Raw genomic sequence first — 14,891 nt, forward strand, 5'->3', positions numbered from 1 at the left:
CAGGCCACAGCGCTTTTGAGGTGGCTCCAGTGGCCACTGGTTGGCCCGAGATGGAAGCTGGAGGGTCACCGGTTTCTCAGAGCGTTCAGCCAATGCTCTTCCGAGATGACCTTGAGCTTCTCGCGAATGCCGGCCACTTTCTCAAGAAGGTTTGGATCGCTGTCGCCCGCCGCCCCAATCACGACGTAATCTGTGGACGGCTTGGGTTGGTCATCCACCTCACCACCACACGCCTCGATCCTTGTTCGGCACCATCTGGGCGAGCCGCAAAAAAATCTTCCCGCAAGACAGAAATGCCGATTCATGAAGTGGACTTCGGGGGCCGGGTGATCAAAGGGTAAGTTGACTGAGGTTGCGGTCCGGGCTTGCGTCTGGCCCGGATCGCGAGTCGCTTTCCGCAGGAGATCCAGGAGGTCTTTTCGCTCCTCCTCCGTGACGACGCCATCGGCATAGATCCTCTTGAGTCGCGCAGCAACCTGTTGGCCGGGGAACCGAAAAGCGACTTGTGGATTGGCCTGGAGCCAGAGGTTCAAGTATCGGACCTCGTCTTCCAAGAGAACGCCGTCGTGGATCAAACGCCGGCAGACCAAGAGCAGTTCTTTGAATCGTTTTTCGATCATGCGAACGATTTCAGGATGACTTGGCTTTTCATGGTTCTTGACTAATTTCGTTTTTGGTTCGGTTCTTGCCAGACCGTCTAGCGGGCGCTGTGCCAGCATGGGGCCTTTGAGGCTGACCAGTGAAAATCCGCGAATTACGAATGGTGAGAAGAAGTCCAAGGCCAGGTGGATGATCAGCCGCTGGTCAGGTCTGGCAACTGAATGTGCAGGTGAACCCTTTTAGACTTGGATTAACAGGCTTCGCGTTGGCTGTCGGGCTGGGCATCGTCGTCATCGCCTGGTTCGAGGCCACGGCGTGGAAGCAAGTGGCCGACCTGCGCGGCAAACTGGATTCGGCGCACGTGGACAGCTTCCACCTGGCGGCCCATTTGGAAGCCAATCTCCGCGAGATGAACGATCGGTTCCTCGCGCTCAACGGGCGCACCGACCCGAACGCCCGCGCCGACTTCGATCGCGAACAGGCCGCCCTTCGATCATGGCTTGACCGGACCAGACCCGCGCTGGGGACGGAACGCGAGCGCCAGCTCGTCCGGCAAATTTCAGAGGCCCTCGGCCTCTACTTCAACCGCGTCGGCGCGCTCTTCCTGCAAACCTCTGAGCGGGCGCCGGCTTTTGAGCCCGCGGCCCGTGCAGAGTGGGTGGATCGAGAGTCAGCGCCTCTTCTGGACCTCATCAGCCATCTGGGCGAGGCTCAGCATGCGAGCCTGGACTTGTTCCTGGGTCAGTCCCAGCGCGCGGTTGCGGTTCTGGAGCGCCTGCTGGTGTTCTCCTCCGTGTTGCTCATTGTCATGGGAGTCGCTCTAGCCGGGCTGATCTATCGCGGAATGATCGCCCCGTTGCAGCTTCAACTTACCCAAAGCCAGGCCATCATTCAGCGCCAGGAAAAGCTGGCCTCGCTTGGAGCGCTCGCCGCAGGCATCGCCCATGAAATCCGCAATCCTCTCACCGCCATCAAGGCTCGTCTCTTCACCCAACAAGAATCACTTCGCTCCGGCACACCCGAACAGGAGGATAACCGTTTCATCAGCGACGAAATCTCCCGGCTGGATCTCATTATCAAAGACTTCCTGCGGTTCGCGCGTCCTTCGGAGCCGAAGCTGGCGCCGATCCGGGCCACCGCGCCCTTGCGTGAAATCGTCGCGTTGCTCGGCGCCGAACTGGCTCGGAACCAGATTGAATTGAGGACCGAATTCCTCGCCGATCCGCAGATTCAGGCCGATTTGCCGCAATTCAAACAAGTGCTGATCAACCTGGTGAACAACGCCGCCGAAGCGATCGGCTCCAGCGGCGCGATCACACTTCGCACGCGCACCTTGCCTGGCCGCCGCCGCCGACATGAAAGCGCCTTGGTCGCGCTCGAAGTGCAAGATACCGGCAAAGGCATCCAACCCGAGGCGCGCCAGCGGCTGTTCGACCCGTTCTTCACGACCAAGGAAGCCGGCACCGGCCTGGGTCTGAGCATCGCCGCGCGGATTGTGGAAAAGCACGGCGGCCGTCTGGAGTACGAAAGTGAACCGAACCGAGGCACCACCTTCCGCGTGCTGATGCCCATTGCCCTCAATGACTCGCTGAAGCGCCGATGAAACATGGCATGCCCGCATTCTGGAACGTAGCAAGAGTACATGCGCCCCTCTCCCTGCCTCTCCCCGCGCGGCTGCATGCGAAGCGGGTGAATAGCGCGGGGAGAGGGATCATTCCCTTGATTCAATGAATTTACAGCCCACCCGTCTCCTGTTGGTTGAAGACGACAAAAGCGCCGCCCTCTCGCTCGAACGGGTTCTCGCGGCCAAAGGGTACACCGTGGCCATCGCCTATCGCGGTGACGACGGGTTGGCTCGGGCGCAGGCCGAGCCATTCGATGTGGTCCTCACCGACCTCAAAATGCCGGGGCTCGGCGGCCTGGATCTCATCCAGCGCCTTCATGCCGCGCGCCCCCGTTTGCCCATCATCCTCATGACGGCTCACGGCACCACCGAGACCGCCATCGAAGCAACCAAGCACGGCGCGTTCGAATACTTGGTTAAACCGTTCGAAATGCCCGAACTCCTGGATCTGCTGGCCAAGGCTGCAGCCAGCGCGCGTCTCGCCGCCGAGCCAGTCAGCCTCGGCGAAACCGCCAGCCCTGCGCAAGATGCGCTCATCGGCAACAGCCGCGCCATGCAGGCCGTGTACAAGGAGATTGGGCGCGTCGCGGCCAAGCCTGTCACCGTGCTCATTCGCGGCGAAACGGGCACCGGCAAGGAACTGGTCACCCGCGCCCTTTTTCAGCACAGCGACCGCGCCGACAAAGCCTTCATCGCCGTCAATTGCGCGGCGATTCCAGAGACGCTCTTGGAAAGCGAACTCTTCGGGCACGAACGCGGCGCCTTCACGGGCGCCGAAGCCCGGCGCATCGGCCGCTTCGAGCAAGCCCACACGGGCACGCTGTTCCTTGATGAAATTGGCGACCTGAGTCTCTTCACGCAGGCCAAGCTGCTGCGCGTGTTGCAGGACAAATGCATTCAACGACTCGGCGGGCGCGAAACCATTTCTGTGGACGTGCGCATCCTCGCAGCCACGCATCGCGATCTTGAAGCCGCCATCGCGGCCCGGCAATTTCGCGAAGACCTCTTCTATCGCCTGGCCAGCGTGGTCATTCACCTGCCGCCGTTGCGCGAGCGGCTGGAAGATGTTCCCGGCCTCGTAAACTACTTCCTGCGCCGCTTCAGCCTCGAACTCGCCTTGCCGGGCGTGGGCATCCAGCCCGAGGCCGTGTCCTGGCTCCAGCGGCAGCCCTGGCCGGGCAATGTCCGCCAACTCGCGAATACCTTGCGCCAGGCCCTCCTCCTGGCGCGCGAATTCCCGGTCGGCGTCGAGCACCTCACGAGCGTCGCTCCCCGCGCCGCTGCGCCTCCGCCGAGCCCTGACCAATCCCTGGCCGCCCTCGTGGACCAAATTCTGGACGCCGCCAAACGCGGCGAAATCCCCGACGCCCACGCCGCTGCTCTGGAAGCTGTGGAGCGGCAACTCTTCCTTCGCGCCTACGAACTGGCCGGCGGCAACCAGGCTAAAGCGGCTCGCTGGCTGAACGTCTCCCGGCAAACGATGCGGGAGAAGCTCACGCAGTTCGGCATGCGAGCCGCGGCCGAGCAGGGTGTGTCCTCAGTTCAACCGCAGCGAGCACCGCACGGCCAGAGCCAGGCCAGAGCCGCAACCGGGTGCGATTAGAGCCTGTCTGAAAAATGGGTGGAACGGGCTACCAGCCCGTGTTTGGCGGCAACCTGCCGCCAAAAGGCCCTGCGGGTTGCGTCGCATTTGGGCTCTGGCTTCGTTGCTCCTCAGTCGAAGATCCCACCAGGGATATTCTCCTTCGTCGCGCCTGAGCCCAAATGCGACGCAACAAAGTGTATTCTATCCCACGGTCTGATCAGTAACTCACCGCCGGCGGGGCGAAGCCTTCCCGATAATTCCGCGACAGAATTTCCGAGTTGGCTTTCTCGTGGTTGGTGAACCGGAAGTTCTCGGCGTCCCAGCGCAATTCTTGTCCCGGAAAACGCGTGGCCTTCACCGCCAGAAGCGCCGGCTCGGTAATGCGCCAGCCGATCTGGAATGGCGTCCAAAGCGGTTTCTTGGCGCCGAGACAATTGTCCGCCCAGTCTTTCCAGTGATTGCGCGGGGCGACTTCCGGTCGCGGTTCGTCGGTCATCTCTTTGCCTTTTCGGAAGATCTTGAGTCTTCCATCCGCTTCGAGCAACAGCGTGCCTTCTTCGCACACGACCATGGTGTGATTCGCCCCGGGCTTGATCGGAGGCAATCCCAGCGCGGCAAACGACGGCAGGAGGGCGTTGTCATTGTAGCGAACCACGAATTTCTCCCGGGCGAACTTGCCGCCGCCAGGATACGTAATCGTGCTCTGGTTGTGCGCGGTGTGTCCGATGCCCGATGGCCGGGGTGTGTGCGTGACGACGGCCTCCGGCCTGGGCAGATCGTAAGCGAAGTAAAGCAGGTCGAGCAGGTGACAGCCCCAGTCGGCGAGCTGGCCGCCGCCCGTTTCCCAGAACGTGCGCCAGCGCCGCGGCGCGAGGTCTTCGCTGTAAGGCATTTCATGGTCGATGGGGCCGCGCCACAAATCCCAGTTCAAATATTCCGGCACCGGCTGGGCGGGCGGATACGACATCCACGGATCGGCGAAGTAATGGCCGCGCGCCACGCCGCCGGTCCACACATAGGCCTCGATGGGCCGGCCCAGTTGATTCTGGCGAAGGACTTCCACCGACACCATGCGTCCCTTGTTGCAGGCGCGTTGATTGCCCATTTGCGTCACGAGATGGGGCCGCGCGTCCAGGGCATCGCGCATCATTCGGAGTTCAGCAAGTTGGTGCACGAGCGGCTTCTGGCCATAGACATGTTTGTTGTGCTTCAGCGCCGTCAACATCGCCGGAGCATGATGGAAGTCCGGCACATCGACGATCACGGCATCAAAGTCATTGACCCGATTAGCAAAGGCCTCGCGATAGTCGCTGAGCGTCCAGGCGCCAGGATGTTGCTTCTTGATCTGGTCGAGCTGACGACGGTCCACATCGCAGAAGCCGGCCCATTCGACCATTGGATGGCCCTTCAATCCGTTCCGTTGCATGCCGGCCACGCCGCCGACGCCAATCTGGAAAATGCGGAGTTTGCTGTTCTTGTTGACCTGCGCCCGCGCCCGCAGCGAGAGCGAAGCAAGGCCGGCGGTGACGATCGCGCCTTCCTTGAAGAAGCTGCGGCGCGTGATAGGAGAAGCGGAGTGAAGTTGGGATCTCGTGTTCATGATGGTTCACCCCATTGTGCCTGGAAACCTCGGCAGTTCAAGAAATGCGTGACTGAATCCCAGTGCATCCAATGTTTTCTCAAACTCGACTTTGCCGGGCTGCGGCGTAGATTCCCGGCATGAACACGGGAACGCAGTTCTTGCCTATCAAGTTTTGAGTAGATTGCTCGAAACCAGTTCTGTCCCGGAGGGACACAGGATAATAGCCCGGCGTTTCAACGCCGGGTGCGAGTAAGGGAGATTTGAGTCCCGTAGGGGACGGCTGAACCATAAACGGCAGTTGATTAGGCACGAAGATCGCATAGATCACAGAGAAAGCGCATTGGCAAAGCAGGGAATTCCACCTGCCCGGTGAGAAAGCAGCGGACTCGAATTCCTGATCCGCCCGGCACGTTTTGCGAGCGCTGCGACCGAGGGGCGATCGCAGCCGAAAATTTACGCTACTATTATAAGAGTTCTGTCGTGGGCGCTTCCGTTTGCCCACTCGTCGTCGCTCAGACGGGACTGCTCTTTCGACAAATCGATAGCTCGCGTGACAATCGTAATCAATCCCATGCTCTTTCTTAAGCTCCTGGATGTGCGCGAAAGTCGTCTGGGTGTGCGGGCTGGCTACGCCGCCGTTCGGCAGTTTTTCAAAAGTGTGAAGAAGCGTTTCCTCGAGCATCTCGCCGACGGTCATGCTTTTGTGTCGCGCCAGGTCGCGCATCACCTTGGCAAGGCGCTTTTCGATCCGAGTTTCGACGGCCACACGCTCGATCTCCATCTTCGGTTCGCGCAGGGGAATGCCGTGGCCAAAGCGGATGACGTGTTGGTTGGGATCGCGCACGTGCATTTCTCGAACGCCCCACGGTTCATCCACCGGCCCGTAAATCACCTCCGCCCCAAGTTTGGTGATGCGTTCAAAGTAATCGTCCACATCGTCCACGAAAATTGAGAGCCATGTCCCCGGGTGCCCCTGGGCACCGAGGCAGAAGAAGATCTCAACTCTGTCCAGACGAACCGCGCCAAACGAGAGCGGCTCGCCCCAATCCCAAAGCCGGTCAAAGAGCAATTTCTTCGTGTAGTAATTCATCGCCTCGGCGAAATCTCGGACGTACAGGATCGGCGTCAAACATTCGGCTGAGATCTTGGAAGTGTTGCTCATGGTAAGAAACTAATTTGAACAGGAGGAAACAGAGGGAACAGAGATGCCAGCTATTCCCTTTCTCCGTTGCCTCCGTTTGCTCCTGTTGTTCATTCCCCACGCGCGACGGGACGTTGCCGCGGAATCTGGGCTTTGAAATCGCCCAGCCACGGCCAAAGGGTGCGCTGGTTGAGATCGACTTCGGCGACGCACACGGTTCCCCATTCCCGCGCGTTCGCCAGCACACTGCCGTCCTGGCCATAAACCGCCGTGAGCATCCAGTCGCGCGACACATCTTCGTAGGTGCTGCTGACGAGATAGACCTAGTTTTCGCACGCGCGGGCGCGTGCTTGCTCCGGGTTGCAGCCCCACACGGGCCACGCGATGATTTCCGCGCCGCGATTGCTCAACTCGCGCGCGACTTCCGGAAAAAATCCGTCGTAGCAAATCATCATGCCGATCTTCCCCAGGCGTGTGTCGAAGACCGAATAATCCGTGCCCGGCGACATCCCTTTGTCGTATTCGCCGTCCGGCAAACAGACTTTGCGGTATTTGCCCGCGACCTTGCCATCGGGGCCGATGAGCACGGCCACATTGAACAATTGATGACGGTCGCGTTCGATGAGGCCGGCCACGATGTGGATCCGATGCTTTTTCGCCAGGTCGCCGAAGTAATCGGTCGAAAGGCCGGGAATAGGCTCGGCGCAATCCGCCTAGCTCGAGCCGACGCCGGCGTAAGTCAAGGTTTCGCCGAGCACGACGAGATCGGCTTTACGGCGCGCGGCTTCTTCGATGTGCGGGGCGAATTGGCGGCAGGCGTCCATCAGGGTTTTGGCGTTGCGCGGACGGTAATGCACGGCGGCGAGGCGAACCTTGCGTGGTGCTGGCGCCGCGGTGGGCTCGAACGCAACATCGCTCCATTGAACTTGCCCGTGGGGCGCCCATAGCAAATGAAGTTCAACCCGCGCTTGTGTGGCTCCCGGTGGCGCCTGATAAGTGCCGGAGACTTCAATCCAATCGTCGTGGCTCGCGCTCTGTTCGAATTTCTCGCGCGGATACTCGGGTTCGGCGGTGGCAACGATGTTCTTGGCAAAGTTCGTCAAGACCCCTTCGCGCCGTGGCACGGGGTTTCCCGCATCGTCGCCCCAAACCACACGCGCCAGCACGCTGCGCCGCGGCACTGCGACGTTTTCCGCGCGGCGCCACGCGGAAAAACGGTAGTGCTGCCCGGCGGACACAGGAAAGGTCTTCTGCCACCAGCCGTGCAAGCCTTCTCGTTTATCGGCACGGATGGCGAGGAGGCCGTCCCCGGATTTGCCACCGGTTTCGGTGCGCTGAAACTGCGGGCGAATCTCGTCGCGCGGCGCGACGGGCGTCCAGCCGTCCGCAGAGGCAACGCGGAATTCCAAGACGGAGAACGACGCAAGGGCGAGGAACATTGTTTTCATTAGATTAGATCAGACCAAATTTGGCGCGAGCCCCCTTCACTTCGCAGACAAAATCTCCTGCGTCAGGAGATTCGCAGGAATAGCGGCAAAATGCGGATCGCGATGAACGAGAGTTGCGTTTTGGTGAGAGGCCGTCGCTGCGATCAGTGCATCCATCGCGGCAACGCGCACTGCGGCGCTTGTGCGCAAGCGAACTGCCTCGCACCGCACGGCTTCGTTCACATCCACGACTTCCTCCATCAAGGCGCGATTACGGGCCAGTTCCACGGCGCGCGTCAGTGCATCCATGCCAAGTTGATGCAAGCGCAGTTCAAACTCGTGGAATGGTGACTTGGTTGTTTTCGGAGACCGTCGTTGTCATGGACGTAGAGTATCGCGACGACGCTCCGACAACAAGCCAACAAAACCACGCTGAAGGTTCTTGATCGAGGTGAGAGCATACGTCAGCGAGACGTAAGCAGAATCAGACGGCGTCTCCGGTCTGAGCGTCAGAAACACGAACAGACGCTGGAACTCTGGAAACTCGTGCTCTACCCAAGCGCGATATCGCGTGAGCTGTTCCGAGTGTTCGCCGGTGTGAATTTTGTTCTCGACTAGGCACACGAACTTTTGAACGTCATCATGAACCAAAATGTCTGCGCGTTCTCCAGACCAACCACTCGGCCTGAACTCGACCCTGCACGCCGCGTCAGAGGGGAGCATCGCCGCCAAAAGTTTTCCGCGCTACGGACGAATTGAAGGGCGATACATGGGTCTCGGCCGGCCGCCCGACCCGGAGCACATCGGCGACACTTTTCTCTGGATGAAACGAAGCGCGAGAGGACCGAACATCTTTTCGCAAACGATCAAGGACCTGCAACCGGGTCGGCTTTATTCTATGAAAATGCTTTGTTGCGACTACAACGATTTGGTGAATACCAAAGCAAAGAAACGAGAAGAGGCGACTGGGTTTCTCGGCACCGTGACTCTGGAGGGAGTCGAGTTCGATGCGAAACGGTCCTTCAGCGAAATGTATCCCTCTTCGCCGGAGCCGAAAATCCCGGTCTGGATCACGTATCACTGGAAAGTTTTCCGGGCGAAAAGCACAACGGCGAAGCTGACGGTTTCGGATTGGCCAAGCGTGCCGGAAGCGGGCAATACGTTTGGCCAGGAACAGACCTTCAACTTTTTGGAGATCCAGCCGTATTGGGAATGAGGAGAATCCAGTTTTTGCACTTGTCCCGCGGCGATCTGAATGTTCTAAACAACGACCATGTTCACCAGACGCGTTCTCACAGCTTCAACTCCCTGGGTATTCACGATTCTTCTCCTTGGTTTGTGCGCGCGTTTGGCAGCCGCCGCCGAGCCGTACACGGAAAATCCCGGCGCAGAAGGCGACGGCAAGTTTACGATCGGCCCCGAATACAAGATCGACCCCGACCTCACGGATCGCGGCAATCCCAAAGGAAAGTCGTTCGAGTTCACGATGCGGCTGGCGGACAGCAAAATCTTTCGCGGCGACGATGGCACGCTCGAACCTCAGAAGAAGCCGGTGCGAACGGAGCGCAAGATTTTTGTCTATGTGCCCGCGGCGTATGTGGACGGCACAAAAGCGCCGTTGCTCATCATTCATGACGGGCCTGGCCAGCTCCCTCTGGTGCGCAACGCGCTCGACAACTTGACCGTTTCGAAAGATCCGAAGCGCAAGCTGCCCGCGTTTGTTGCGATTGCCGTGCAAAACGGCGGCAACGACGGCAAGAACAGCCAGCGCGGTCTCGAATACGACACGATGTCCGATCGCCTGGCGCGATTCATCAACGTCGAAGTGTTGCCCGCGGTTCTGAGCAACGCGGAGATCAAAGCTTCTTACCCTGGGTTCGCCCTCACGGACAATCCGTGGGGCAAAGCGGTCATCGGGTGCAGTTCCGGCGGCGCGGCGGCGTTGACGATGGGTTGGTTTCGTCCGGATTTGTTCCGGCGCATCATTGCTTACTCCGGGACGTTCGTCGATCAGCAGGACGACGACGCGGCCGAGGAGGCCAAATATCCGCTGGGCGCGTGGGAGTATCATTCCGGCATGAAGCTGATTGAAAAGAGCGAGAAGAAGCCGTTGCGCGTTTTCACGCACGTGTCGGAAAACGATTTGCGCGCGAAGGATCCGGAAGAAACTTATCACAACTGGGTCATGGCCGGGCAGCGCACGGCGGACGCCTTTCAGGCCAAAGGCTACCATCACCGGTTCGTATTCAGCCTGGACTCGCGTCACTGCGATCGCCGCGTTTTCGAGCAGACATTGGCGGACACGCTCGTCTGGATCTGGCGGGGCTACCACGCGGACTGAGATGGCCTCCCGTGGCGGCCTTTCAGCCAGTCGGTAATGGGGAGCACACGCGCCCTCGCGTGTCGCCGTCGGCGCCTCGCCGACGGAATCGTCGCCTGAAAACGTCATCAACCGTGGCCATCGACGCGTGGAAGATTGCGGCGAGGCGCCACAATCGGCACGCGAGGGCGCGTGCGCTCCCCGGTTGAAACTGGAAGCTCGCAACCGAGAACGCACCTCAATGGTCCAACTTATGAATTCTCGTTGTGTAGTTGTAATGGCCATTGGCCTGGCGCCGCTGCTTGCTTTCGGCCAGGCGACTCCAACCGCAAAGCAAGCCCCGCCGCCTGGCATTCAGATTTCGGCTGCCGATTCAGTTGAGTTGAAGGCGCGGCTGGAAACACTCGGCAACGAGATTGAGAGTTTGCGGTCCACGCTGAAGAACCGTCCAGCTCTGCTCGCCCTCCTTCCCGACGTGGAGGTCTTTCACAAAGCGGTGCGCTATGCGGTTAATTACGGTGAATTCTTTAAGCCGAATGAAATAAGTTCGGCCAAGGAGCAACTGATCCTCGGTCTGCAGCGTGCCGCCGAGCTGCGGCAAGCGGCCTCGCCATGGACGACGGCTCACGGTTCGCTCGTGCGAGCTTACAGGTCCCGGATCGATGATTCGGTGCAACCTTACGGCTTGCGCGTGCCGGATGATTGGAAGCCGGAAGACCGCCAGCCTCGGCCGCTTTACCTTTGGTTTCATGGCCGCAACGATACGCTTTCGGAAGTCGCTTTTATTGCGGGCCAGTTGAAGGGCCGGCGAGAGTTTGCGCCGACCAACGCGTTCGAACTGCACCTTTACGGGCGTTACTGCAACGCCAGCAAATTCGCTGGCGAAGTCGATGCCTTCGAGGCGATGGCCGATGTCATGCGGCACTACCTCATCGATACGAACCGGATCGCCGCGCTCGGTTTTTCCATGGGCGGCGCCAGCGCGTGGCACATGGCGGTCCATTATCCGGGCTTTTGGGCGGTCGCGTCGGCGGGAGCGGGTTTCGCGGAGACGGCCATTTACGCGAAGGTTTTTGATCAAAACAAGGAGTTGCCTCCTCCTTGGGAGCAGACGCTTTGGCGCCTTTACGATGCCACGGCCTACGCCGCGAACCTGGCTGACGTGCCGATGATCGCCTACAGCGGCGAGATCGATCCGCAAAAGCAATCGGCGGATATCATGGAAATGGCGATGGCAGAGGAGGGCCTGAAGCTCGAACGCTTGATCGGCCCCAAGACGGCGCACAAGTACGAACCGGAAACCAAGAAGGAACTTTCCCGACGCATCGACGCCGCCATCGCGAAGGGCCGCGATCCATTCCCGCGTCATATCCGCTTCGTCACCTGCACGCTCCGCTACAACCAGGTGAAGTGGGTCACACTGGAGCTGTTGGAGAAACACTGGGAGCGCGCGGAAATCGAGGCGCAACTCGATGACGCCGCGCTTCGCGTCACGACCCGGAATGTCGCGGCGTTTACCATTACGCTGCCGGAGAAACTCCAAAGCCTCGTCATCGACGGCGAGAAGATTGCGCCGGGCGGCACGGCGAGCTTCTGCAAAATGGCCGGCAAATGGCGGCGCGCACCGATCGACTTGGGAACGGGCTTGCATAAACGCCATGGCCTGACCGGCCCGATTGACGATGCGTTTATGGATTCGTTTGTTTTTGTGCGTCCAACCGGAACGGCCTTCCATGAAAGAGTCGGAGCCTGGGCTGTGAGCGAGATGGAGCGCGCGATCGTCGAGTGGCGGCGAGTGTTTCGCGGCGACGCGCGAGTCAAGAACGATTCGGAGATCACGGCTGAAGACATCGCGCGAAGTAACCTCGTGCTCTGGGGTGATCCGGGCAGCAATCAACTGCTTGCCAAAATGTTGCCGGACCTTCCGGTGAAATGGACGCGCGACGAACTCGGGCTCGGAACCCAAACCGTCAGTGCGTCCGATCACGCGGCGGTTCTAATTTTCCCAAATCCGCTGAATCGGAAACGCTATGTCGTTCTCAACAGCGGGTTCACTTTCCGGCAGGGCAGCACGACATCGAATTCGCTGCAAACGCCCAAGCTCCCGGACTGGGCAATCGTTGATCTTCGCGCTCCGCCGTCGCTGAAGTGGCCCGGGCGACTGGTGAGCGCAGGCTTTTTCAACGATCAGTGGAAACTGCCGACGCGTTGAATTCTTGGACAGGAGAGAACGGAGGCAACGGAGCTTTTTCCAGCTCAGTGCGCGTTTTGAAAATGCCTCTTGGGTGGAACAGTCCACTGGCCTGTTGCGGCAGGCTACCAGCCTGCCGCAATGTTCGGCGGCAAGTTGCCGCCGAAAACGGGCTGGTAGCTCGTTCCACCCATTTTTGAAAACACGCTCTCAGCGGTAGAATGGCTGCCAGGTGAGCCAGCGGGGGCCATAGTGTGGGACGGGTTGGCCGGATTCCAGGGCGCCAAGATCCGGCGCGCGGCCGGCAAAATTTTCGTTGAGAGTGGGGATCACGACGCCCGTGTCCACGGCCTTGCTGGTTGGCTTGAGCGTGAAGTTCAAATCCATGGCGTGGTACACAGCGTAGCGTTTCGCAGGGTCGGGCGGGGCAAGTTTCTCGAAGATGTCGAAATCCACCTCAACTGAGTGTGTTTCCTGGCCCGTGCCGGTTTGGAATTCCTTCAAGATCGAGAAAACCTGCCAGTCCGCTCCTCGGGGCTCGTACACGTTCGGTCCAGACTTGGGTTTGAAGTAGCGGTATTGTTCTTTGGCTCCACGGTTGGGGCGGTAGCCGTTGTAGTCGGTCGTGCTGTTGGACGTGGAGTTGGCCAGCGTCAGAATGCCGCGGCCTGGCGTGTCGCGTCCGAGAAAGAGATTGTTGCGGAAATGCATGTTCGCGGAAGGGTCGCCCAGGAGATGTTCGCCAATGATCGTGTTGTGCCACACGAAAAGGCCGGCAGGCTTGGCGGAGAATTTGAACGCGACGCCGGAGGGAACGTGATAGAGCAAGTTGCGGTAAAAATAGACCGGGCCGCCGAAAACCGGTTGAGCGCTATACCCGCCCTGGGCCGCGTTGACGCCGCGATTGTTGAAGACGCGGACATTGTGAACACCGCCGTCGGTTTCGATGAAGTCATCGTTGAACAGGTGCAGGTCGTTCCCGTAAATGTCGATCGAGGAAGCGCGCCGCTCCGGGTCGCTCTCCGGCGTGCCGTAGGTGGAAATGGCAATGCCGTCGTGGAAGTAAGCAATCGAATTGCGGGCGATGACATGGCCGGGGCCATAAACCTTCACGGCATAATAACTGGTGAGCAAATGAGAACCGTAGGCGGGCACGGCCCAGGCGTTCCCGCCAGGTTCGCGCTGGACTCCGCCCCAGCCCACAAGGCGAAAGCGATCATCCCGGCCAAGGAACAGATTGTCGGCAATATAGAAGTCGCTCGAACCCGCATACTCGGTCCAGACCCCGAAGCCGACGTTTTCAAAGCGGCAATTCTTCACGGCCAGACCGACCGCGCCGAGGACTTCCTTCTGGCCGGCAAAGATTGCGACGTCCGTGTTTCTGAAAGTGAGGCCGTCGAAGAGGTGATAGCGGGAAGCCATCACGTCGAAGAGGCGGTGGTTGCCGTCGCCGTCGATGACCACTTCGCCATCGCCGGCCGCCTTGATCGTGATGGGTTTGTCGGGAGTTCCTTTGAGCGTGAGCGACATCGACCCGTCGAACGGCGCCATCATCGGATCGACGTAATTGAGGCGTTCAGGTTTGTAGCGGCCCGCGTGCATCAGAAGAATGTCGCCCGGCTGGGCGCGGCGTTCCCAGACGACCGACCAATCTCCCAGGCCGGCGCCATAGTAGGCTTGCAGGATTCCCGTGAAGCTGGGCTGCTCGCGAGGGCCGAAATAGTCTGGAGGATAAACGTGCAGCACCCGGCCGCGTTCGTACGGTTGAGGCTCGCTGCGAGTTTTGACTTTGACGTTTTGCGTGGCCTGGCCAGTGACGCCGTCGGGATCGCTCATCACGAAATGGCATTCGTATTCGGTGCCCGGCTGAAGATTGAGGATCGAGCCGGCGAAACCGTGCGGGACCGTGTAGTCGAGGTTCTCGCGTCGGCGATAAACATTTTCCCCACCGATTCGGACGAGCGGGAGGGCGTCGCGCCACTTCGATTCGCCCGCGGGACGAAATTGCACCGCGACAGTTGCGTTGCGATTGGCGTCGCCTTCGATGGCCCATTCGAAGCCGAGGTTCAGGAGTGTGGGATGCTCGACGTGAAAGCGGCCAGGCTTAACTTCGTTCTGGGCCTGAAGCGGCGGAGACAGAAAACAGATGGCGATGATCGCGCCAGCGATCGCGGATTCGGTCAGGAGTAGTTGCTTTGGCAGAATTCTGGGGGCAAGTGCCGTGATCATGCCTGCGGAACATCCCAAATGCCTCCGGGACTGTCCAGGAAGTTGCTGGCGAGCGGGTGCATTTAAGAGCGTGTCCGAAAATTGCGCGGGGTCCTGCGGCGAGGGATTTTGGCTGTGGCCAAGGCGGCGAGGTCCGAGCATCCCCAACGCGGGCTGTAAGGACCGAGCCAACGCAGGCCACGGACAAAAGAC

At 60.0% G+C, this 14,891-nt stretch carries 14 protein-coding genes; 5 read left to right on the plus strand and 9 right to left on the minus strand.

Annotation, left to right across the window (positions count from 1 at the left end; translation table 11 throughout):
- Nucleotides 1–65: 65 nt before the first annotated feature.
- Nucleotides 66–620: a hypothetical protein gene (locus FJ398_08845; GenBank protein MBM3838058.1), complete on the minus strand. Its 555-nt coding sequence runs from the start codon at nucleotides 618–620 to the stop codon at nucleotides 66–68.
- 209 nt (nucleotides 621–829) lie between these two features.
- Here FJ398_08845 and FJ398_08850 point away from each other — a divergent pair, with 209 nt between their 5' ends.
- Nucleotides 830–2,203, plus strand: coding sequence for a hypothetical protein (locus FJ398_08850; GenBank protein ID MBM3838059.1), 1,374 nt, complete (start codon nucleotides 830–832; stop codon nucleotides 2,201–2,203).
- 124 nt (nucleotides 2,204–2,327) lie between these two features.
- Nucleotides 2,328–3,827, plus strand: coding sequence for a sigma-54-dependent Fis family transcriptional regulator (locus FJ398_08855; GenBank protein MBM3838060.1), 1,500 nt, complete (start codon nucleotides 2,328–2,330; stop codon nucleotides 3,825–3,827).
- 199 nt (nucleotides 3,828–4,026) lie between these two features.
- On the opposite strand, the gene FJ398_08860 is transcribed toward FJ398_08855, so the two are convergent.
- The 7 genes from FJ398_08860 to FJ398_08890 all read right to left on the minus strand — a co-directional run bounded on the left by FJ398_08860 (nucleotide 4,027) and on the right by FJ398_08890 (nucleotide 8,691).
- Entirely contained in the window at nucleotides 4,027–5,409 is a 1,383-nt protein-coding gene (locus tag FJ398_08860; protein ID MBM3838061.1) for a Gfo/Idh/MocA family oxidoreductase, read from the minus strand.
- A 79-nt stretch (nucleotides 5,410–5,488) separates the two neighbouring features.
- Nucleotides 5,489–6,553, minus strand: coding sequence for a hypothetical protein (locus tag FJ398_08865; GenBank protein ID MBM3838062.1), 1,065 nt, complete (start codon nucleotides 6,551–6,553; stop codon nucleotides 5,489–5,491).
- Nucleotides 6,554–6,642: 89 nt separating this feature from the next.
- The gene (locus FJ398_08870) at nucleotides 6,643–6,825 is read right to left on the minus strand and encodes a hypothetical protein (protein ID MBM3838063.1); all 183 of its coding nucleotides are present in this window, start codon (nucleotides 6,823–6,825) and stop codon (nucleotides 6,643–6,645) included.
- 30 nt (nucleotides 6,826–6,855) lie between these two features.
- Nucleotides 6,856–7,227, minus strand: a complete 372-nt coding sequence (locus tag FJ398_08875; GenBank protein MBM3838064.1) for a carbon-nitrogen hydrolase family protein — start codon at nucleotides 7,225–7,227, stop codon at nucleotides 6,856–6,858.
- A gap of 18 nt (nucleotides 7,228–7,245) precedes the next feature.
- A complete protein-coding gene (locus FJ398_08880; GenBank protein MBM3838065.1) occupies nucleotides 7,246–7,980 on the minus strand; it encodes a hypothetical protein in 735 nt (244 codons plus the stop codon).
- Between the two features lie 36 nt (nucleotides 7,981–8,016).
- The gene (locus tag FJ398_08885; GenBank protein MBM3838066.1) at nucleotides 8,017–8,268 is read right to left on the minus strand and encodes a type II toxin-antitoxin system VapC family toxin; all 252 of its coding nucleotides are present in this window, start codon (nucleotides 8,266–8,268) and stop codon (nucleotides 8,017–8,019) included.
- Nucleotides 8,269–8,337: 69 nt separating this feature from the next.
- The gene (locus FJ398_08890) at nucleotides 8,338–8,691 is read right to left on the minus strand and encodes a hypothetical protein (GenBank protein ID MBM3838067.1); all 354 of its coding nucleotides are present in this window, start codon (nucleotides 8,689–8,691) and stop codon (nucleotides 8,338–8,340) included.
- A 37-nt stretch (nucleotides 8,692–8,728) separates the two neighbouring features.
- Here FJ398_08890 and FJ398_08895 point away from each other — a divergent pair, with 37 nt between their 5' ends.
- The 3 genes from FJ398_08895 (at nucleotide 8,729) to FJ398_08905 (ending at nucleotide 12,491) form a co-directional block, all read left to right on the plus strand.
- Nucleotides 8,729–9,175: a hypothetical protein gene (locus tag FJ398_08895; GenBank protein ID MBM3838068.1), complete on the plus strand. Its 447-nt coding sequence runs from the start codon at nucleotides 8,729–8,731 to the stop codon at nucleotides 9,173–9,175.
- Nucleotides 9,176–9,232: 57 nt separating this feature from the next.
- Nucleotides 9,233–10,300, plus strand: coding sequence for an enterobactin esterase (locus FJ398_08900; GenBank protein MBM3838069.1), 1,068 nt, complete (start codon nucleotides 9,233–9,235; stop codon nucleotides 10,298–10,300).
- Between the two features lie 256 nt (nucleotides 10,301–10,556).
- The gene (locus FJ398_08905; protein ID MBM3838070.1) at nucleotides 10,557–12,491 is read left to right on the plus strand and encodes a hypothetical protein; all 1,935 of its coding nucleotides are present in this window, start codon (nucleotides 10,557–10,559) and stop codon (nucleotides 12,489–12,491) included.
- A 189-nt stretch (nucleotides 12,492–12,680) separates the two neighbouring features.
- Here the strand turns inward: FJ398_08905 and FJ398_08910 are convergent, their stop codons facing one another.
- Entirely contained in the window at nucleotides 12,681–14,870 is a 2,190-nt protein-coding gene (locus FJ398_08910) for a hypothetical protein (GenBank protein MBM3838071.1), read from the minus strand.
- Between the last annotated feature and the right edge of the window lie 21 nt (nucleotides 14,871–14,891).

The sequence above is a fragment of the Verrucomicrobiota bacterium genome, from assembly GCA_016871535.1.
Taxonomy (GTDB): domain Bacteria; phylum Verrucomicrobiota; class Verrucomicrobiia; order Limisphaerales; family SIBE01; genus VHCZ01.